This window comes from Nocardioides aquaticus (assembly GCF_018459925.1).
In the GTDB taxonomy this organism is placed as follows: domain Bacteria; phylum Actinomycetota; class Actinomycetes; order Propionibacteriales; family Nocardioidaceae; genus Nocardioides; species Nocardioides aquaticus.
The window spans coordinates 1,055,563-1,072,764 of sequence record NZ_CP075371.1; the positions used below are offsets into that span (position 1 = coordinate 1,055,563).

The 17,202-nt window shown below is 70.5% G+C and carries 27 protein-coding genes and 1 pseudogene; 25 read left to right on the forward strand and 3 right to left on the reverse strand.

Translation table 11 applies throughout. The features are described from left to right. Nucleotides 1–62: 62 nt before the first annotated feature. Genes ENKNEFLB_RS05130 through ENKNEFLB_RS05140 form a run of 3 tightly spaced genes read right to left on the reverse strand, consistent with a single transcriptional unit; the run spans nt 63 to nt 3,025 of the window. Nucleotides 63–1,268 (reverse strand): DUF4350 domain-containing protein, encoded by a 1,206-nt coding sequence (locus ENKNEFLB_RS05130; RefSeq protein WP_214058212.1) that lies wholly within the window; start codon nt 1,266–1,268, stop codon nt 63–65. Then, nucleotides 1,265–1,888, reverse strand: coding sequence for a DUF4129 domain-containing protein (locus tag ENKNEFLB_RS05135; protein ID WP_214058213.1), 624 nt, complete (start codon nt 1,886–1,888; stop codon nt 1,265–1,267). The genes ENKNEFLB_RS05130 and ENKNEFLB_RS05135 overlap by 4 nt, the downstream gene beginning before the upstream one ends. 3 nt (nt 1,889–1,891) lie before the next feature. Next, nucleotides 1,892–3,025 (reverse strand): glycerophosphoryl diester phosphodiesterase membrane domain-containing protein, encoded by a 1,134-nt coding sequence (locus ENKNEFLB_RS05140; RefSeq protein ID WP_214058214.1) that lies wholly within the window; start codon nt 3,023–3,025, stop codon nt 1,892–1,894. Nucleotides 3,026–3,561: 536 nt separating this feature from the next. Between ENKNEFLB_RS05140 and rpsJ the strand changes: the two genes are divergently transcribed. The 25 genes and pseudogenes from rpsJ (at nt 3,562) to ENKNEFLB_RS05265 (ending at nt 17,188) form a co-directional block, all read left to right on the forward strand. Beyond that, nucleotides 3,562–3,870 (forward strand): 30S ribosomal protein S10, encoded by a 309-nt coding sequence (gene rpsJ / locus ENKNEFLB_RS05145; RefSeq protein WP_026877498.1) that lies wholly within the window; start codon nt 3,562–3,564, stop codon nt 3,868–3,870. 16 nt (nt 3,871–3,886) lie between these two features. Continuing rightward, nucleotides 3,887–4,546: a 50S ribosomal protein L3 gene (gene rplC / locus ENKNEFLB_RS05150; protein ID WP_214058215.1), complete on the forward strand. Its 660-nt coding sequence runs from the start codon at nt 3,887–3,889 to the stop codon at nt 4,544–4,546. Nucleotides 4,547–4,548: 2 nt separating this feature from the next. Next, a pseudogene (rplD, locus tag ENKNEFLB_RS05155) lies at nt 4,549–5,145 on the forward strand (50S ribosomal protein L4); the annotation flags it as partial. Nucleotides 5,146–5,177: 32 nt separating this feature from the next. Beyond that, nucleotides 5,178–5,483: a 50S ribosomal protein L23 gene (gene rplW, locus ENKNEFLB_RS05160; protein ID WP_160005384.1), complete on the forward strand. Its 306-nt coding sequence runs from the start codon at nt 5,178–5,180 to the stop codon at nt 5,481–5,483. A gap of 29 nt (nt 5,484–5,512) precedes the next feature. Continuing rightward, nucleotides 5,513–6,346, forward strand: a complete 834-nt coding sequence (rplB, locus tag ENKNEFLB_RS05165) for a 50S ribosomal protein L2 (RefSeq protein ID WP_214058217.1) — start codon at nt 5,513–5,515, stop codon at nt 6,344–6,346. A 16-nt stretch (nt 6,347–6,362) separates the two neighbouring features. Beyond that, nucleotides 6,363–6,644: a 30S ribosomal protein S19 gene (rpsS, locus tag ENKNEFLB_RS05170; RefSeq protein ID WP_160005388.1), complete on the forward strand. Its 282-nt coding sequence runs from the start codon at nt 6,363–6,365 to the stop codon at nt 6,642–6,644. 37 nt (nt 6,645–6,681) lie between these two features. Next, a complete protein-coding gene (gene rplV, locus ENKNEFLB_RS05175; RefSeq protein WP_160005390.1) occupies nt 6,682–7,119 on the forward strand; it encodes a 50S ribosomal protein L22 in 438 nt (145 codons plus the stop codon). After that, the gene (gene rpsC / locus ENKNEFLB_RS05180; protein WP_214058218.1) at nt 7,119–7,967 is read left to right on the forward strand and encodes a 30S ribosomal protein S3; all 849 of its coding nucleotides are present in this window, start codon (nt 7,119–7,121) and stop codon (nt 7,965–7,967) included. Before rplV ends, rpsC begins: the two co-directional genes overlap by 1 nt. 3 nt (nt 7,968–7,970) lie before the next feature. Beyond that, nucleotides 7,971–8,390, forward strand: coding sequence for a 50S ribosomal protein L16 (rplP, locus tag ENKNEFLB_RS05185; protein ID WP_214058219.1), 420 nt, complete (start codon nt 7,971–7,973; stop codon nt 8,388–8,390). Further along, nucleotides 8,390–8,635, forward strand: a complete 246-nt coding sequence (rpmC, locus tag ENKNEFLB_RS05190; protein ID WP_160005395.1) for a 50S ribosomal protein L29 — start codon at nt 8,390–8,392, stop codon at nt 8,633–8,635. The genes rplP and rpmC overlap by 1 nt, the downstream gene beginning before the upstream one ends. After that, nucleotides 8,632–8,916, forward strand: a complete 285-nt coding sequence (rpsQ, locus tag ENKNEFLB_RS05195; protein WP_160005397.1) for a 30S ribosomal protein S17 — start codon at nt 8,632–8,634, stop codon at nt 8,914–8,916. The genes rpmC and rpsQ overlap by 4 nt, the downstream gene beginning before the upstream one ends. Nucleotides 8,917–8,989: 73 nt before the next feature. Beyond that, entirely contained in the window at nt 8,990–9,358 is a 369-nt protein-coding gene (gene rplN, locus ENKNEFLB_RS05200) for a 50S ribosomal protein L14 (protein WP_214058220.1), read from the forward strand. Between the two features lie 2 nt (nt 9,359–9,360). Then, nucleotides 9,361–9,723, forward strand: coding sequence for a 50S ribosomal protein L24 (rplX, locus tag ENKNEFLB_RS05205; protein ID WP_214058221.1), 363 nt, complete (start codon nt 9,361–9,363; stop codon nt 9,721–9,723). Continuing rightward, nucleotides 9,723–10,313, forward strand: coding sequence for a 50S ribosomal protein L5 (gene rplE / locus ENKNEFLB_RS05210; protein WP_214058222.1), 591 nt, complete (start codon nt 9,723–9,725; stop codon nt 10,311–10,313). The genes rplX and rplE overlap by 1 nt, the downstream gene beginning before the upstream one ends. 14 nt (nt 10,314–10,327) lie before the next feature. Further along, entirely contained in the window at nt 10,328–10,513 is a 186-nt protein-coding gene (locus tag ENKNEFLB_RS05215; protein WP_028636399.1) for a type Z 30S ribosomal protein S14, read from the forward strand. Between the two features lie 87 nt (nt 10,514–10,600). Continuing rightward, a complete protein-coding gene (rpsH, locus tag ENKNEFLB_RS05220; protein WP_160005403.1) occupies nt 10,601–11,008 on the forward strand; it encodes a 30S ribosomal protein S8 in 408 nt (135 codons plus the stop codon). Nucleotides 11,009–11,042: 34 nt separating this feature from the next. Further along, on the forward strand, nt 11,043–11,582 hold the full coding sequence (gene rplF / locus ENKNEFLB_RS05225; RefSeq protein ID WP_214058223.1) for a 50S ribosomal protein L6: 540 nt from the start codon (nt 11,043–11,045) through the stop codon (nt 11,580–11,582). Between the two features lies 1 nt (nt 11,583). Further along, nucleotides 11,584–11,967 carry a 50S ribosomal protein L18 gene (rplR, locus tag ENKNEFLB_RS05230; protein ID WP_214058224.1) on the forward strand — a complete coding sequence of 128 codons (384 nt, stop codon included), beginning with the start codon at nt 11,584–11,586 and terminating at the stop codon, nt 11,965–11,967. 52 nt (nt 11,968–12,019) lie between these two features. Next, nucleotides 12,020–12,643: a 30S ribosomal protein S5 gene (rpsE, locus tag ENKNEFLB_RS05235; RefSeq protein ID WP_160005409.1), complete on the forward strand. Its 624-nt coding sequence runs from the start codon at nt 12,020–12,022 to the stop codon at nt 12,641–12,643. After that, nucleotides 12,643–12,834, forward strand: a complete 192-nt coding sequence (gene rpmD / locus ENKNEFLB_RS05240) for a 50S ribosomal protein L30 (RefSeq protein WP_160005411.1) — start codon at nt 12,643–12,645, stop codon at nt 12,832–12,834. The genes rpsE and rpmD overlap by 1 nt, the downstream gene beginning before the upstream one ends. Nucleotide 12,835: 1 nt before the next feature. Continuing rightward, nucleotides 12,836–13,276 carry a 50S ribosomal protein L15 gene (gene rplO, locus ENKNEFLB_RS05245; RefSeq protein WP_214058225.1) on the forward strand — a complete coding sequence of 147 codons (441 nt, stop codon included), beginning with the start codon at nt 12,836–12,838 and terminating at the stop codon, nt 13,274–13,276. 163 nt (nt 13,277–13,439) lie between these two features. Further along, a complete protein-coding gene (gene secY / locus ENKNEFLB_RS05250; protein WP_214058226.1) occupies nt 13,440–14,738 on the forward strand; it encodes a preprotein translocase subunit SecY in 1,299 nt (432 codons plus the stop codon). Further along, entirely contained in the window at nt 14,735–15,307 is a 573-nt protein-coding gene (locus ENKNEFLB_RS05255) for an adenylate kinase (protein ID WP_214058227.1), read from the forward strand. Before secY ends, ENKNEFLB_RS05255 begins: the two co-directional genes overlap by 4 nt. A gap of 5 nt (nt 15,308–15,312) precedes the next feature. Beyond that, on the forward strand, nt 15,313–16,131 hold the full coding sequence (gene map, locus ENKNEFLB_RS05260) for a type I methionyl aminopeptidase (protein WP_214058228.1): 819 nt from the start codon (nt 15,313–15,315) through the stop codon (nt 16,129–16,131). A gap of 67 nt (nt 16,132–16,198) precedes the next feature. Beyond that, complete coding sequence (locus ENKNEFLB_RS05265) at nt 16,199–17,188, forward strand: TerC/Alx family metal homeostasis membrane protein (RefSeq protein WP_214058229.1); 990 nt, start codon at nt 16,199–16,201, stop codon at nt 17,186–17,188. Nucleotides 17,189–17,202: the final 14 nt, after the last annotated feature.

Here is a 17,202-nt window from a genome sequence, read left to right on the forward strand (position 1 = left end):
CTGGGGGTCGGCGGGGACCTGCGGGGTCGGGGGTGCCGTCGGGTCGTGCTCGGGGCTGGTGCTCACGGGTGGCGTACCTCTCGGTCGAGCCGGTCCAGGTCCTGGGCCAGCGTGATCAGGTCGTGGTCGGTGGTGGGCGTCGGGGCGTCCGGGTCCAGCAGCGCCGCGACCCGACCGGCGTCCTGCCCGGTCGCGGTGGCCACGGCGCGGACCAGGGGCTCGACCCGGTCGGCGCCGCCACCGGCGGCGCCGAGACCGAGCCGCTCGGCCAGGCGGGCCCGGGCGGCGGCCCGCAGCGCCGTGGCCGCGTGCGGCCGGTCGCCGGCGCTGCGGTAGAGCCGCCCGCGGCTGCGGGTCGTCTCGACCGCGCGGACGACGACCGGCAGCGCCTCGACCGACAGGGGGCCGAGGCGCCGCCCGCGCCAGAGCGCGACCGCGAGCATCGCGACCAGCCCCAGGACGAGGCCCGGCAGCAGCCAGGGCGGCAGCAGGGAGCGCACGGAGACGGCGTCGCCGGGGGCGAGGTCGGTCAGGTCGGGGACGTACCAGACCAGGCGGTCGCCGCCGCCCAGCAGGCGCAGCGCGAGCGCGGCGTTGTCGGCGCGCAGCACCTGCTCGTTGGTCAGCGCCTGCGCCGCGCCGAGGACGACCTCCCCGTCGTCGCCGACCAGCAGGTGGCCCCCGGAGCCGTCGGGGAAGCAGCCCGGGCCGGGGAAGGCGGTGGCCGCGTCCACCTCCAGCGAGAGGTCGTCGAGGCGGTCGCCGGTGCTCCCGGCCGCCCCGGGCGCGCTGCAGGCGGCCGGGACGGGCCCGCCGCCGGGGACCGAGATCCCCGGCGGGGTGCCCAGCGCCCCGCTGGCCGCCGGGCCCGGCTCGAGCAGCACGAGGAGGCCGGGGCGGGCGTGCTCGCGCAGCCGCTCGACGGTGCTCCGGCCGAGGTCGTCGGTGGAGGAGACGACCACGGTGGTGGTGGTCGTGACCTCGGCGGCCTCCAGCGCGGCCGCGTCGCGGACCACCTCGACCTCGACGCCCTGCTCGGCGAGGACCTCGACCAGGGCCGCCGTCCCCTCCCGGCCGGGGTTGTCCGGGTCGAGCGGGGTGGTGGTCTCCGGGTCGCCGCTCAGCGCCACGACGACCGCGAGCAGCAGCAGGACCACGAGCGCCAGCAGGACGGTGCCGCGCCGGCGCCGCCACCACGACCGGGTCGTGCCGGGGCCCGGGGTCGCGCCGGGGGAGGCGCCGGTCGCCGTGCCCTGGACCGCGCTCACCGCCGCACCCCTCCCAGCTCGTCGTCGAGGGCCAGGACGTCGCGGGCCTGCTCGGCGGTCGCCGGCAGGCCGCCGTAGAGCACGGCGTCGAACAGCTCGGCCGCCCGCGTGAGCCGGCCGGTCGCCGCGGTGCCCGGTCCGGTGCCGGACGGCCCCCCGGTCAGGTCGGCCACGACCTCGCGCGCCGTGGCCCCCGGGTCGTCGCTCAGCGCACCCTGCTCGACCTGGCGCCGGGCCAGGGCGCGGAACGCCTCGACCAGCGCCTCGGCGCTCTCCCCGTCCGCCAGGAGCTGCTCGGCCCGGGCGCGCAGCTGTGCGGACCCCACCGGTCCGGTCGCGATCACGTCACCGGTCGCGGCGCGCACCCGGGCGGTGCGGCGAGCACGGGAGGCCAGCAGCGCCAGGGCGATGACGAGCAGGACCAGCAGGACCATCGCCACCAGGGCCGACACCGCCGGGACGCCCTCGGCGGCCTGCAGGCCGGCGTCGAGCCGGCGCCCGATCCAGCCCAGCACGGTGCTGATCGGGTCCTCGCGGTAGCGGGGCTCGAGCAGCTCGCGACGCAGCAGCGAGCGGCCCTCGTCCCCGGAGGGGTCCAGCGGGGGAGCGGAGCGCAGCACCCGCTAGGCCCCGGTGATCCCGGCCTCCGACATCAGGGTGACGTCGTAGGCCTCCTTGCGCATCCGCTGGTCGAGGTACTGCAGCGTGGTCACGACGGCGGTGAAGGGGGAGGTGAAGGCGGTGGAGAGCACGGTGCCGAGCGCCTGGCTCGCCACGCCGAGGAGCAGGGCGTACTCCGGGGTCGCGAAGCTGAGGACCTGCGCGACGATCTCCACCGGGAGGGACACCACGAAGCCCGCGATCCCGACCACGATCGAGGTGACCAGCGAGATCCCGAGGACCCGCCAGAACTGCCGCCGGCTGAGCCGCCAGCTGCGCGCCAGGGCGCTGCCGATGCCGATCCGCTCGAGCACCAGCGCGGGCGTGGCCAGCAGCACGACGCGGACGTAGAGGAAAACCGACGCGACGACCAGGAGCAGGCCCGACAGGACGGCGTAGCCGACGACCAGCGCCGTCCCGGCGCCTGCGACGACGAGCCCCACGATGGTGGACCCCCACAACCCGTAGGCGAGCACGTAGGCCAGCGCGACCAGCACCACCAGCCCCACGAGGCGCCAGCGGCGACCCCGCGTCATGGCCCACGCCTCGCCCAGGCCGATCCGGCGCCCGACGGCCGCCTGGTGGGTCACGTGCGCGATCAGCCCGGTCACCAGCAGCAGGCCGACCTGCAGCAGCACGACGCCCACGGCCTGCGAGGCGACATAGGCCACCAGGCTCGTGCTCAGCCCGCCGGACGGCAGCCCGGTGGTGGGGTCGACCGACGTGCCGACCGACGCCGTGATGGCCGACGTCGCCACCAGGGGGACCGCCATCGCCACGACGGCCACCAGCAGCGCGGCGAGCACGGTCGCGCGCGGGTTGAACCGGATGATCCGGAACGCGCCGTCGAACATGTCACCGAGGCCGAGCGGGCGCAGCGGGACCGCGCCGGGCTTGTGGGCCGCCCCGAGCATCCCCGGGCCGGGCTGCCACCCGGGGCCCGCCGGCTGCTGGGGGTACGGCTGCTGGGGGTACGGGGGCCCCGCCGGGGGCTGCCAGCCCGGGGGCGGCTGCTGCCCGTACGGCTGCCACCCCGGGGGAGGCTGCTGGCCGTACGGCTGCTGCCCCGGAGGCGGGACGGACCCGTGGTCGGACATGGCACCCCTTCTCCCAGCCACGCGCCCGGGACCGGTCCCGGGGCCGACGACGCGGCTGGCCCGGTCGGTGCCAGGATCCTCTCAGGTCGGTCCGTGCCGGGGGGCGGAGCCGGCGGGATCGGGCAGGATCGGTCTCGACCGGTGCCGATCAGCGGCACCCGGGCGGCCCGATTTGTGGCCCTCGGGGGGATCTGTCAAGATAGTTCGGTTGCCACGGCAGGTTTCGCCGCGGCGCCGCACATCTTGACTCCTGAATCGCGTCTCCCGACATCGTCGCCCTCACGGGCCGGTGTCACGTGGTCGGTGTCTGGCACGTGCCGGCGTCGCCGGGGGGACCCGACCAGGCCGACACGAACCCCGTCGGCCACCACAGGCAGATGACCCCGGACCTCGGTCCTGTTTGCTCGAAGTCTGAGCGACACGCCCGACCGCGGGGGTCGGACGCAGGTGGGAGGCGACCGGGTGGGACCGACTCAAGCCGGAGGACGTCCCGAACCAAGCAGGGCACGAGCGAGTGAAAAGGACGAGAGAGACCTATGGCGGGACAGAAGATCCGCATCAGGCTCAAGGCCTATGACCACGAGGTGATCGACACCTCGGCGCGCAAGATCGTGGACACGGTGACCCGTACGGGCGCCCAGGTCGCCGGCCCCGTGCCGCTGCCGACCGAGAAGAACGTGTACTGCGTCATCCGCTCGCCCCACAAGTACAAGGACTCGCGCGAGCACTTCGAGATGCGCACCCACAAGCGGCTGATCGACATCATCGACCCCACGCCGAAGACGGTCGACTCGCTCATGCGACTCGACCTCCCGGCGGGCGTCGACATCGAGATCAAGCTCTGAGTTCGAGGACAGCGACATGACTATCGAGCGCAACGTCAAGGGACTGCTGGGCACCAAGCTCGGCATGACCCAGCTCTGGGACGAGAACAACAAGATCGTGCCGGTGACCGTGGTCTCCGCCGCGACCAACGTCGTCACCCAGGTCCGGGCACCCGAGAACGACGGCTACAACGCCATCCAGGTCGGCTTCGGCGAGATCGAGGGCCGCAAGGTCAACAAGCCGCAGGCCGGACAGTTCACCAAGGCCGGCACCACCCCGCGCCGCCACGTGGTGGAGATCCGCACCGCGGACGCCTCCACCTACACCGTGGGCCAGGAGCTGGCCGTCGACACCTTCGCCGTGGGCGAGGTCATCGACGTGACCGGCACCAGCAAGGGCAAGGGGTACGCCGGTGTGATGAAGCGTCACGGCTTCCACGGCGTCGGTGCCTCGCACGGTGCCCACCGCAACCACCGCAAGCCCGGCTCGATCGGCGCCTGCGCCACCCCGGGCCGTGTCTTCAAGGGCACGCGGATGGCCGGCCGGATGGGTAGCGACACCGTCACCACCCAGAACCTGACCGTCTACGCGGTCGACGCCGAGAAGGGCCTGATCCTGCTCAAGGGCGCCGTCCCCGGCCCCCGCGGCGGACTCCTCGTCCTCCGCTCGGCCGCCAAGCTCACCCAGGAGGCCTGACCATGGCTGTCAAGACCGTCAAGGTCGACCTGCCGGCGGAGATCTTCGACGCGAAGGTCAACGTCCCGCTGATCCACCAGGTCGTCGTCGCCCAGCAGGCCGCGGCCCGCCAGGGCACGCACGCCACCAAGACCCGCGCCGAGGTGCGGGGCGGTGGCGTGAAGCCCTACCGCCAGAAGGGCACCGGTCGCGCCCGCCAGGGCTCGATCCGCGCGCCCCAGTTCGTCGGCGGTGGCACGGTGCACGGCCCGCAGCCGCGGTCCTACGACCAGCGCACCCCCAAGAAGATGAAGGCCGCCGCCCTGCGCGGTGCCCTCTCGGACCGGGCCCGGGACGGTCGCATCCACGTGGTCGAGTCCCTGGTGGGTGGCGACAAGCCCTCCACCAAGCTGGCCTCCGCCGCGCTGCGCGAGATCAGCGAGCGTCGCCGCTTCCTGGTCGTGCTCGAGCGCACCGACCGCCTCACCTGGCTCTCGCTGCGCAACGCGCCCGAGGCGCACCTGCTCTTCTCGGACCAGGTCAACACCTACGACGTGCTGGCCAGCGACGAGATCGTCTTCACCCAGGGCGCCTACGACGCCTTCGTCGCCGGCGCGAGCCGGACCGGCGCCACGACCGAGGAGGCCTCGAAGTGAGCACCCTGCACAAGGACCACCGCGACGTGCTGCTCGCCCCCGTGGTCTCCGAGAAGAGCTACGGGCTCCTGGACGCGAACAAGTACACCTTCCTGGTGCGCCCGGACGCGAACAAGACCGAGATCAAGATCGCCGTCGAGAAGATCTTCGACGTCAAGGTGACCTCGGTGAACACGCTCAACCGCGCCGGCAAGACGCGCCGCACCCGCTACGGCATGGGCAAGCGCAAGGACACCAAGCGCGCGATCGTCAGCCTCGCCGAGGGCCACCGCATCGACATCTTCGGGGGTCCGGTCTCCTGACCGGGCAGCTGGATACGAGGACTTAAGACATGGCTATCCGCAAGTACAAGCCGACCACCCCGGGCCGTCGTGGCTCGTCGGTCGCCGACTTCGTCGAGATCACCCGGACCACGCCGGAGAAGTCGCTGACGCGACCGCTGCCCAAGAAGGGCGGTCGCAACAACCAGGGCCGGATCACCACCCGGCACCAGGGCGGCGGGCACAAGCGTGCCTACCGCATCATCGACTTCCGTCGCTACGACAAGGACGGCGTGCCGGCCAAGGTCGCGCACATCGAGTACGACCCCAACCGCACCGCGCGCATCGCGCTGCTGCACTACGCCGACGGCGAGAAGCGCTACATCGTGGCGCCTCGCGACCTCGGCCAGGGCACCGCGGTGGAGTCCGGCCCGAACGCCGACATCAAGCCCGGCAACAACCTGCCGCTGCGCAACATCCCGGTCGGCACCACGATCCACTGCGTGGAGCTGCGTCCCGGCGGCGGTGCGAAGATCGCCCGCTCCGCCGGCATCAGCGCCCAGCTGGTCGCCCGTGAGGGCTCCCGAGCCACGCTGCGGATGCCCTCGGGCGAGATGCGCTTCGTCGACGTGCGCTGCCGCGCCACCGTCGGTGAGGTCGGCAACGCCGAGCAGTCGAACATCAACTGGGGCAAGGCCGGGCGCATGCGCTGGAAGGGCAAGCGCCCCACTGTCCGTGGTGTCGTCATGAACCCCGTCGACCACCCGCACGGTGGTGGCGAGGGCAAGACCTCCGGTGGTCGCCACCCGGTCTCGCCCTGGGGCAAGCCCGAGGGTCGTACGCGCAAGCGCAAGAGCAGCGACGCCCAGATCATCCGCCGCCGCAAGACCGGCAAGAAGCGCTGAGTAGGGAAGTAACGAGATGCCTCGCAGCCTGAAGAAGGGCCCCTTCGTCGACGACCACCTTCAGAAGAAGGTGGACGCCGAGAACGACAAGGGCAGCCACAACGTGATCAAGACCTGGTCGCGCCGCTCGATGATCGTGCCGACCATGATCGGGCACACGATCGCCGTGCACGACGGGCGCAAGCACGTCCCCGTCTTCGTGACCGACTCCATGGTCGGTCACAAGCTGGGCGAGTTCGCCCCGACCCGCACCTACCGCGGGCACGCCAAGGACGACCGGAAGGGCCGCCGCCGCTGACGCGGCGCGACCCCGACGAGACTGGAGACAACGAGCCATGAGCGTTACCGAGCGCAGGCGCACGAGCGCCCGTCGCGAGTCGCTGCTCGGCGACCAGCCGGGCGCCTTCGCGACCGCACGTTTCAACGGCATCGCCCCGATGAAGGCACGCCGGGTCGTCGACCTGGTCCGCGGCCTTCCCGTGGACGAGGCCCGCGCCATCCTGCGGTTCGCCCCGCAGTCGGCGTCCGAGACGGTCTACAAGGTGCTGGAGAGCGCGATCGCCAACGCCGAGACCACCGAGGGCCTGCCCGCCGACGACCTGGTCGTCTCGGTGTGCCGGGTCGACGAGGGTCCGACGATGAAGCGCTGGCGCCCCCGGGCCCAGGGCCGGGCGACGCGGATCAACAAACGCACCAGCCACATCACCCTCGCGGTGCAGCCGGCCTCCGTGGTCGCTGCCAGCCGCGGCGCCAAGAAGGGACGGACGGCCTGATGGGCCAGAAAATCAACCCGAACGGCTTCCGCCTCGGCATCTCCACCGACCACAAGTCGCGGTGGTACGCCGACAAGCTGTACAAGGCCTACGTCGGCGAGGACGTCGCGATCCGCAAGCTGCTCTCCAAGGGCATGGACCGCGCCGGCATCGCCAAGGTCGAGATCGAGCGGACCCGTGACCGGGTGCGCGTCGACATCCACACCGCCCGCCCCGGCATCGTCATCGGTCGCCGCGGCGCCGAGGCCGACCGCATCCGCGGCGAGCTCGAGAAGCTCACCGGCAAGCAGGTGCAGCTGAACATCCTCGAGGTCAAGAACCCCGAGGTCGAGGCCCAGCTCGTCGCGCAGGGCGTCGCCGAGCAGCTCGCCGGTCGCGTGCAGTTCCGTCGTGCGATGCGCAAGGCGATGCAGACCGCGATGCGCTCGGGTGCCCAGGGCATCCGCGTGCAGTGCTCGGGCCGCCTGAACGGCGCCGAGATGTCGCGCACCGAGTTCTACCGCGAGGGTCGCGTCCCGCTGCACACGCTGCGCGCCGACATCGACTACGGCTTCTACGAGGCCCGGACGACCTTCGGTCGCATCGGTGTGAAGGTCTGGATCTACAAGGGCGAGGTCGCCGGCTCCCGTGCCGAGCGCCAGGCGCAGGCCGCTGCCCGCGCCGGTGTCCCCGGTCGCGGCGGAGCCCGCGGCGGTGCCGCCGGTCGTGGCGGCGAGCGCCCCACGCGCAGCACGCGCGCCGACCGTCCGGCCCGTTCGGACCGCACCGACGCGCCCGCCCCCGCCACCGAGCCGGCTCCCGCCACCGCGGGTGCCCCGGCCGCCGAGACCCCTGCAACGGAGGCCTGAGCCATGTTGATGCCTCGTCGTGTCAAGCACCGCAAGCAGCACCACCCCAAGCGGACCGGTGCGGCCAAGGGCGGGACCAAGCTCGCGTTCGGTGACTTCGGCATCCAGGCCGTCGAGGGTCACTACGTGACCAACCGCCAGATCGAGTCGGCGCGTATCTCGATGACCCGCCACATCAAGCGCGGCGGGAAGGTGTGGATCAACATCTACCCCGACCGCCCGCTGACCAAGAAGCCCGCCGAGACCCGCATGGGTTCGGGCAAGGGCTCGCCGGAGTGGTGGATCGCCAACGTCAAGCCCGGCCGGGTCATGTTCGAGCTGTCCGGCGTCCCCGAGGACGTCGCCCGCGAGGCCATGCGCCGTGCCATGCACAAGCTGCCCATGAAGTGCCGTTTCATCACGCGAGAGGCTGGTGAGTTCTGATGGCTCAGCAGACCCAGGCCCACGAGCTCGACGAGCTCAACGCCGTCGACCTCGAGGCCAAGCTGCGCGAGGCCAAGGAGGAGCTGTTCAACCTCCGCTTCCAGGCGGCCACCGGCCAGCTGGAGAGCCACGGCCGGCTGCGCACCGTCAAGAAGGACATCGCCCGTATCTACACCGTGGTGCGCGAGCGCGAGCTCGGCATCCGGACCGCCCCGGGCACGGACGAGGAAGAGGCCAGCGCATGAGCGACCAGACCACCGAGCAGGCCACGGCCCAGCGCAGCACCCGCAAGGTGCGCGTCGGTCTCGTCGTGTCCGACAAGATGGACAAGACCGTCGTCGTCGCCGTCGAGGACCGCGTCAAGCACGCGCTCTACGGCAAGGTGCTGCGGCAGACCTCGCGCCTGAAGGCGCACGACGAGACCAACGAGTGCCAGGTCGGTGACCGGGTCCAGATCATGGAGACCCGCCCGCTGTCGGCCACCAAGCGTTGGCGCGTCGTGTCCGTCGTCGAGCGCGCCAAGTAAGCATCCATCCGTTCGGCCAGGCTCGTAGCCCCGTGAGGGTGCCGAGAACCGGTCCGACAACCAGGAGAAATTGATGATCCAGCAGGAGTCGCGGCTCAAGGTCGCCGACAACACGGGTGCCAAGGAGATCCTCTGCATCCGCGTGCTCGGCGGCTCCGGGCGCCGCTACGCCGGAATCGGCGACACCATCGTCGCCACGGTCAAGGACGCCATCCCCGGTGGCAACGTGAAGAAGGGCGACGTCGTCAAGGCCGTCATCGTGCGCACCGTCAAGGAGCGCCGCCGGTCCGACGGGTCCTACATCCGATTCGACGAGAACGCCGCGGTGATCTTGAAGGCTGACGGCGAGCCGCGAGGCACCCGCATCTTCGGTCCCGTCGGCCGCGAGCTGCGCGAGAAGCGCTTCATGCGCATCGTCTCCCTCGCGCCGGAGGTGCTCTGAGCATGACGAAGAAGTTGAAGATCAAGAAGGGCGACACCGTCAAGGTGATCGCGGGCAAGGACAAGGGCGCCGAGGGCAAGGTCATCTCCGTCCTGCGTGAGCAGGACCGGGTGATCGTCGAGGGCGTCAACCGGATCAAGAAGCACACCAAGGTCGTCAACGCCGGCGGTCGCGCCGGCACCACCGGCGGGATCATCACCGCCGAGGCGCCCATCCACGTCTCGAACGTGATGCTCGTCGAGGGTGACGGCGTTACCCGCGTCGGCTACCGCCGCGACGAGGTCACCAAGCGCCGTCCCGACGGCTCCACCTACACCGGCCACCGCAGCGTGCGCATCTCGCGCAAGACGGGGGAGGAGATCTGATGTCCACGACCGAGACCGAGTCCGCACCGGAGATCTCCGCGAAGGTCCCGCCGCGTCTGCGTACCCGCTACCGCGAGGAGATCCTCCCCGCGCTGCAGACCGAGTTCGACATCAAGAACGTCATGCAGGTGCCCGGCCTGACCAAGATCGTGGTCAACATGGGTGTCGGCGAGGCCGCTCGCGACTCGAAGCTGATCGAGGGCGCCGTGCGCGACCTCACCGCGATCACCGGCCAGAAGCCGTCGGTCACCAAGGCCCGCAAGTCGATCGCGCAGTTCAAGCTGCGTGAGGGCATGCCGATCGGTACCCACGTGACGCTGCGTGGCGACCGGATGTGGGAGTTCCTGGACCGGCTGCTCTCGCTGGCCCTGCCCCGCATCCGCGACTTTCGCGGCCTCTCGCCGCGCCAGTTCGACGGCCGCGGCAACTACACCTTCGGTCTGACCGAGCAGGTCATGTTCCACGAGATCGACCAGGACAAGATCGACCGGTCCCGGGGCATGGACATCACCGTGGTGACCACCGCGACCAACGACGACCAGGGACGCTCGCTGCTCAAGCAGCTCGGCTTCCCCTTCGCCGAGCGCTGAGCTAGGAGACTGACATGGCAAAGACAGCACTGAGGGTCAAGGCGGCCCGCAAGCCCAAGTTCGCGGTCCGTGGCTACACCCGCTGCCAGCGCTGCGGCCGCCCCAAGGCCGTCTACCGCAAGTTCGGCCTGTGCCGGATCTGCCTGCGCGAGATGGCCCACCGCGGCGAGCTCCCCGGCGTCACCAAGTCCTCCTGGTGACCGGACACACCCAGACCTACCACCGCTGAAGGTCGGGACGGAGTCCTCTCCGCCCCGAAACCACACCGAGAAAGGGCCTCCCCGGCCATGACGATGACTGACCCGATCGCAGACATGCTCACGCGTCTGCGCAACGCCAACCAGGCTTTCCACGACGAGGTCGTGATGCCGTACAGCAAGCTCAAGCAGGGGGTCGCCGAGATCCTGCTGCAGGAGGGCTACATCGCCTCCTTCGACGTCGCGGACCCGGCCGAGGGCGAGGTCGGCAAGACGCTGACCGTCACCCTCAAGTACGGCCGCAACCGCGAGCGGGCGCTGTCCAACCTCCGCCGGATCAGCAAGCCGGGTCTGCGGGTGTACGCCAAGTCCACCGGCCTGCCCAAGGTCCTCGGCGGCCTGGGGGTGGCGATCATCTCCACCAGCCAGGGCCTGCTCACCGACCGCCAGGCGAACAAGAAGGGCGTGGGCGGAGAAGTCCTCGCCTACGTCTGGTAACCCGGACCCACGAGACGAAGGAGAACACACAGCTATGTCGCGCATCGGCAAGCTCCCCGTCACGGTCCCGTCCGGCGTGGATGTCAACATCGACGACCGCCTGGTGACGGTCAAGGGCCCCAAGGGCACCTTGTCGCACCGGGTGGCCGCCCCGATCACCGTCGAGCAGGGTGAGGGCGTCCTGGACGTCAAGCGCCCCGACGACGAGCGTGAGTCACGGTCGCTCCACGGCCTGACCCGCACCCTGGTCAACAACATGGTCGTCGGTGTCACCGACGGCTACGAGAAGAAGCTCGAGATCGTGGGCGTCGGCTACCGCGTCCTGCCCAAGGGCCCGACCCAGCTGGAGTTCCAGCTCGGGTACTCCCACTCGATCGTCTTCGACGCCCCCGAGGGCATCACCTTCACCGTCGACGGCCCGACCCGCCTCGGGGTCTCCGGCATCGACAAGCAGCTCGTCGGCGAGACCGCCGCGAAGATCCGCAAGCTGCGCAAGCCCGAGCCCTACAAGGGCAAGGGCGTCCGTTACGCCGGCGAGCAGATCCGCCGCAAGGTCGGAAAGGCTGGTAAGTGACATGGCCATCTCGCTGAAGCAGAGCAAGCACGGCGCGGCGCGGACCAAGTCCCGCCTGCGTCGCCAGGTGCGCGGTCGCAAGAAGATCTCCGGCACCTCGGAGCGCCCGCGCCTGGTCGTGACGCGCTCCTCCAAGCACATCACCGTCCAGGTCGTCGACGACCTCGTGGGCCGCACGCTGGTCTCGGCCTCCACCATGGAGACCGACCTGCGTGGCTTCGAGGGCGACAAGACCGCCAAGGCCAAGCGCGTCGGCGAGCTCGTCGCCGAGCGCGCGAAAACCGAGGGGGTCGAGACGGTCGTCTTCGACCGCGCCGGCAACAAGTACCACGGTCGAGTCGCGGCGCTGGCCGACGGCGCACGCGAGGGTGGGCTGTCGTTCTGATGGCCACCAACCAGGCAACCTGCACGTACGTAGGCAAGGAAGAGGAAATCTCATGAGCGGACCCCAGCGCGGACAGCGCGCCGGCGGTGATCGCGGCGGCCGAGGTCGCGACGGCGGTCGTGGCCAGGGCGCGGAGAAGAGCCAGTACATCGAGCGCGTCGTGGCGATCAACCGCGTCGCGAAGGTCGTCAAGGGTGGTCGTCGCTTCAGCTTCACCGCCCTGGTGATCGTCGGTGACGGCGACGGCATGGTCGGCGTCGGCTACGGCAAGGCCAAGGAGGTGCCCGCCGCGATCGCGAAGGGCGTCGAGGAGGCCAAGAAGAGCTTCTTCCGCGTCCCCCGCATCCAGGGCACCATCCCGCACCCCGTCCAGGGCGAGAAGGCCGCAGGCGTCGTCCTGCTGCGTCCCGCCGCTCCCGGTACCGGTGTGATCGCCGGTGGCCCGGTGCGTGCGGTGCTCGAGTGCGCCGGCATCCACGACGTGCTCAGCAAGTCGCTCGGCTCGTCGAACCAGATCAACATCGTGCACGCCACCGTCACGGCGCTGCGCATGCTGGAGATGCCCGAGACGGTCGCGGCCCGCCGCGGCATGCGCGTCGAGGACGTCGCCCCGGCGGCGCTGCTGCGCGCCGAGCACGAGGTGCCCGCGGGCGTCTCCGAGGAGGTGTCCTCCTGATGGGACAGCTGCGCGTTCGTCAGGACCGCTCGTCCATCGGCTGCCAGGCCAACCAGCGCAACACGTTGCGCTCGCTGGGCCTGAAGCGGATCGGTGACGTGGTCGTCAAGGAGGACCGTCCGGAGTTCCGGGGCATGGTGAGGACCGTGCGCCACCTCGTGACGGTCGAGGAGATCGAGGGAGGCGAGTGAGATGACGCTGAAGCTTCACCACCTGCGCCCCGCGCCCGGCGCGAAGAAGGCCAAGACCCGCGTCGGTCGAGGCGAGGCATCCAAGGGCAAGACCGCCGGACGAGGCACCAAGGGCACCAAGGCCCGCGGCCAGGTCCCGGTCGCGTTCGAGGGTGGGCAGATGCCCATCCACATGCGCCTGCCCAAGCTGAAGGGGTTCAAGAACCCGTTCAAGGTCGAGTTCCAGGTCGTGAACCTGGACCGCATCGGGCTGCTGTTCCCCGAGGGGGGCGACGTCACCGTCGACCAGCTCGTGGCGCGCGGCGCCGTGCGCAAGAACCAGCCCGTGAAGGTCCTCGGTGAGGGCTCGATCAGCATCCCGGTCTCCGTCTCCGCCCACGCCTTCTCGGCGTCGGCGAAGGAGAAGATCGCTGCTGCCGGCGGCTCGACCACCACGGTCTGAGACCACCACACGCACGTCACGCGACGGGCCCGTCCAGCAGACCTGGGCGGGCCCGTCGGCGTTCGCCGGTCCACGCTGTCGGCCGACCCCGGGCTGTTAGGCTCGCCGCGGGTCGCCGACGGTCGTGCCGGCCCCCTGTCTGCCTGGTAGAGAAGAGGACCTCGTGCTCAGCGCGTTCGTGAACGCCTTCAAGACACCGGACCTGCGGCGCAAGCTGCTGTTCGTCCTCATGATCGTGGTCGTCTTCCGCGCCGGTTCCCAGATCCCCGCCCCCGGCGTGGACGTGGCCAACGTGCAGGCCTGCCTCGGCGACCCGACGAACAGTCAGGGCGTCTACAACCTGATCAACCTGTTCTCCGGCGGAGCGCTGCTCCAGCTGACGATCTTCGCGCTCGGGATCATGCCGTACATCACCGCGAGCATCATCCTGCAGCTGCTGGTCGTGGTGATCCCGCGCCTGGAGGCCCTCAAGAAGGAGGGCCAGGCCGGCCAGACCAAGATCACCCAGTACACCCGTTACCTCACACTCGGCCTCGCCCTGCTGCAGGCCACCGGCATCGTGGCGCTGGCCCGCTCGGGCAACCTGATCAACTGCGACCGGCCGCTGCTGCACGACGACGGCACCCAGACCTTCCTGGTCATGGTGATCACGATGACCGCGGGCACCGCGGTGATCATGTGGTTCGGCGAGCTGATCACCGACCGCGGCGTCGGCAACGGCATGTCCATCCTGATCTTCTGCCAGGTCGTCGCGACCTTCCCCTCCGCGCTCTGGCAGGTCCGGATCAGCCAGGGCTGGTGGGTCTTCGCCCTCGTCATCGCCGTCGGGCTGCTGGTGGTCGCCGCCGTGATCTTCGTCGAGCAGGCCCAGCGCCGGATCCCGGTGCAGTACGCACGCCGGATGGTCGGGCGCAAGATGTTCGGCGGGTCCTCGACCTACATCCCGCTCAAGGTGAACCAGGCCGGCATCATCCCGGTCATCTTCGCCAGCTCGCTGCTCTACCTGCCGGCCATGGCCGTGCAGTTCAACCAGACCAGCGACGCCGCGTGGGTCAGCATCCTGTCCCGCTACTTCGAGACCGGCGCGCACCCGATCTACATGATCACCTTCTTCGCGCTCATCGTCTTCTTCACCTACTTCTACGTGTCGATCACCTTCAACCCCACCGAGGTTGCCGACAACATGAAGAAGTACGGCGGCTTCATCCCCGGGATCCGGGCGGGCAAGCCGACCGAGGACTACCTGTCCTACGTCCTGTCCCGCATCACGCTGCCGGGCGCGCTCTACCTCGGCTTCATCGCCCTGATCCCGCTGATCGCGCTCGTGCTCATCGGGGCCAACCAGAACTTCCCCTTCGGCGGCACCTCGATCCTGATCATGGTCGGCGTCGCCCTGGACACGGTGAAGCAGATCGAGAGCCAGCTGCAGCAGCGCAACTACGAAGGATTCCTGCGTTCATGAGGCTAGTTCTGATGGGTCCCCCGGGAGCGGGGAAGGGCACCCAGGCCGCGCGCCTGGCCGACCGGCTCGGCGTGCCCGCCGTGTCGACCGGCGACATCTTCCGCCGCAACGTGTCGGAGGGCACCGAGCTCGGCCGTGAGGCCCAGCGCTACATGGACGCCGGCGACTACGTCCCCGACGAGGTCACCAACTCCATGGTGCGGGCCCGCCTGGCCGAGGACGACGCGTCCCCGGGCTTCCTGCTCGACGGCTACCCGCGCACGGTGGCGCAGGTGACCGAGCTGGACGGCATGCTCACCGACCTGGGCCACGAGCTCGACGCCGTGGTGGTGCTCGCGGTGGACACCGAGGAGCTCGTCGCCCGCCTGGTCAAGCGCGCCGAGACCGAGGGCCGCAGCGACGACACCGAGGACGTCGTCCGCCGCCGCCAGGAGGTCTACGGCGAGCAGACCGCCCCGCTGATCGACGTCTACCGCGACCGCGGGCTGCTCGTCGAGGTCGACGGCATGGGTGACGTCGACGTGGTCACCAAGCGTCTCGGCGACGCGCTCGCCGACCTGCAGGGCTGAGCGCCGTGGGCCTCTTCGGTCGGGGCCTGGAGATCAAGACCCCGGACCAGGTCGACGTGATGCGTCGCGCCGGCCTGGTCGTGGGGGAGACCCTCGCACTGCTGCGTGAGCACGCCCGCCCGTCGATGACGACCGGCGAGCTCGACGCGATCGCCGAGGACGCGATCCGCTCGCGCGGTGCGACACCGTCGTTCCAGGGCTACCAGGGGTTCCCGGCCTCGATCTGCGTGTCGGTCAACGAGGAGGTGGTCCACGGCATCCCGGGCTCGCGGGTGCTCGCCGAGGGCGACCTCGTCTCCATCGACTGCGGCGCCATCGTCGACGGCTGGCACGGCGACGCGGCCACCAGCGTCGCCCTCGGCGCGGTGCCCGAGGACGTGGCCCGTCTGATGACGGTCACCGAGGAGGCGATGTGGCGCGGCATCGCCGCGGCCACCCCCCAGGGCCGTGTCTCCGACATCTCGCACGCCGTGGAGTCCCACGTGCGTGCGCAGGGGACGTACGGGATCGTCCCGGACTACACCGGGCACGGCATCGGCTCGGCCATGCACCTGCCGCCGGACGTCCCCAACCTGGGCCGTCCCGGGCGGGGCCCGCGCCTCGTGGAGGGCCTGGCGCTGGCCGTGGAGCCGATGGTGACCCTCGGCAGCGACGCGACCGACGTGCTCGACGACGACTGGACCGTGGTCACGGCCGACGGCTCGTGGGCCGCGCACTACGAGCACACCTTCGTGCTCACCGAGCGCGGTGCGTGGGTGCTGACCGCGCTCGACGGGGGAGAGGCCGCGCTGTCCGCGCTCGGCGTCGCCTTCGGCGGGCGCTAGCCTTGCCGGGGCCCGTCAGCGGACGCGGCCCTACCCGCGCCCTAGGCGCCATCTCGGAGGAGCAGTAGTGGACATCCATCCCTGGGTCTGGGTGGTGACGGTCGTCGTCACGTCGGCCGTCCTGCTCTTCGACGTGGTCGTGGTCGGTCGTCGGCCGCACGAGCCCAGCATGCGCGAGTGCGCCCGGGCGCTGGCGCTCTTCGTGGGCGCCGCGATCCTGTTCGGCATCGCCATCACCACGATCAGCGGCGTCGACTACGGCGCGCAGTTCTTCGCCGGCTGGTTGACCGAGTACTCGCTGTCGGTCGACAACCTGTTCGTCTTCATCATCATCATGGCCAAGCTGGACGTGCCGCGGCAGTACCAGCAGACCGCCCTGCTGGTCGGCATCGTGCTCGCGCTGCTGATGCGCGGCATCTTCATCGCGGTCGGCGCCGCGGCCATCAGCGCCTTCAGCTGGGTCTTCTACCTCTTCGGGATCTTCCTCATCTACACCGCCGTCAAGCTCGTGCTGAGCCACGACGACGAGGACGAGGCGTACCAGGAGCCCAAGATCGTCGCGTTCGCCTCCAAGCACCTCCCGCTGACGCGTGAGTGGAACGGCGTGAAGCTGACCAGCCGCGAGGGCGGCAAGCGGATGCTGACCCCGATGTTCGTGGTGATCCTGACCCTCGGGCTGACCGACCTGCTGTTCGCGCTCGACTCGATCCCCGCGATCTTCGGGCTGACCAACGAGCCGTTCATCGTCTTCACCGCCAACGTGTTCGCCCTGATGGGCCTGCGCCAGCTCTACTTCCTGATCGGCGACCTGCTCAAGCGGCTGGTCTACCTCTCGATCGGCCTGTCGGTGCTGCTCGCGTTCATCGGCGTCAAGCTGGTCCTCGAGGCGCTGCACACCAACGAGCTGCCGTTCATCAACGGCGGCGAGCACGTCGGGTGGGCCCCCGAGGTCCCGATCTGGGCCTCGCTGGTCGCGATCGTCGGCATCCTGACCGTCACCACGCTGGCCAGCCTGGCCAAGGACCGCAAGGACAAGCGGGCCGTCGAGCGGGTCTGAGCCGGCACCCGCCG

Bases quoted from the DNA above. Each gene is read 5' to 3' on its own strand.
- ENKNEFLB_RS05140 (WP_214058214.1), bottom strand. From the start codon at position 3,025: ATGTCCGACCACGGGTCCGTCCCGCCTCCGGGGCAGCAGCCGTACGGC.
- rpsJ (WP_026877498.1), top strand. From the start codon at position 3,562: ATGGCGGGACAGAAGATCCGCATCAGGCTCAAGGCCTATGACCACGAG.
- rplC (WP_214058215.1), top strand. From the start codon at position 3,887: ATGACTATCGAGCGCAACGTCAAGGGACTGCTGGGCACCAAGCTCGGC.
- rplB (WP_214058217.1), top strand. From the start codon at position 5,513: ATGGCTATCCGCAAGTACAAGCCGACCACCCCGGGCCGTCGTGGCTCG.
- rpsS (WP_160005388.1), top strand. From the start codon at position 6,363: ATGCCTCGCAGCCTGAAGAAGGGCCCCTTCGTCGACGACCACCTTCAG.
- rplV (WP_160005390.1), top strand. From the start codon at position 6,682: ATGAGCGTTACCGAGCGCAGGCGCACGAGCGCCCGTCGCGAGTCGCTG.
- rpsC (WP_214058218.1), top strand. From the start codon at position 7,119: ATGGGCCAGAAAATCAACCCGAACGGCTTCCGCCTCGGCATCTCCACC.
- rplP (WP_214058219.1), top strand. From the start codon at position 7,971: ATGTTGATGCCTCGTCGTGTCAAGCACCGCAAGCAGCACCACCCCAAG.
- rpmC (WP_160005395.1), top strand. From the start codon at position 8,390: ATGGCTCAGCAGACCCAGGCCCACGAGCTCGACGAGCTCAACGCCGTC.
- rpsQ (WP_160005397.1), top strand. From the start codon at position 8,632: ATGAGCGACCAGACCACCGAGCAGGCCACGGCCCAGCGCAGCACCCGC.
- rplN (WP_214058220.1), top strand. From the start codon at position 8,990: ATGATCCAGCAGGAGTCGCGGCTCAAGGTCGCCGACAACACGGGTGCC.
- rplX (WP_214058221.1), top strand. From the start codon at position 9,361: ATGACGAAGAAGTTGAAGATCAAGAAGGGCGACACCGTCAAGGTGATC.
- rplE (WP_214058222.1), top strand. From the start codon at position 9,723: ATGTCCACGACCGAGACCGAGTCCGCACCGGAGATCTCCGCGAAGGTC.
- ENKNEFLB_RS05215 (WP_028636399.1), top strand. From the start codon at position 10,328: ATGGCAAAGACAGCACTGAGGGTCAAGGCGGCCCGCAAGCCCAAGTTC.
- rpsH (WP_160005403.1), top strand. From the start codon at position 10,601: ATGACGATGACTGACCCGATCGCAGACATGCTCACGCGTCTGCGCAAC.
- rplF (WP_214058223.1), top strand. From the start codon at position 11,043: ATGTCGCGCATCGGCAAGCTCCCCGTCACGGTCCCGTCCGGCGTGGAT.
- rplR (WP_214058224.1), top strand. From the start codon at position 11,584: ATGGCCATCTCGCTGAAGCAGAGCAAGCACGGCGCGGCGCGGACCAAG.
- rpsE (WP_160005409.1), top strand. From the start codon at position 12,020: ATGAGCGGACCCCAGCGCGGACAGCGCGCCGGCGGTGATCGCGGCGGC.
- rpmD (WP_160005411.1), top strand. From the start codon at position 12,643: ATGGGACAGCTGCGCGTTCGTCAGGACCGCTCGTCCATCGGCTGCCAG.
- rplO (WP_214058225.1), top strand. From the start codon at position 12,836: ATGACGCTGAAGCTTCACCACCTGCGCCCCGCGCCCGGCGCGAAGAAG.
- ENKNEFLB_RS05255 (WP_214058227.1), top strand. From the start codon at position 14,735: ATGAGGCTAGTTCTGATGGGTCCCCCGGGAGCGGGGAAGGGCACCCAG.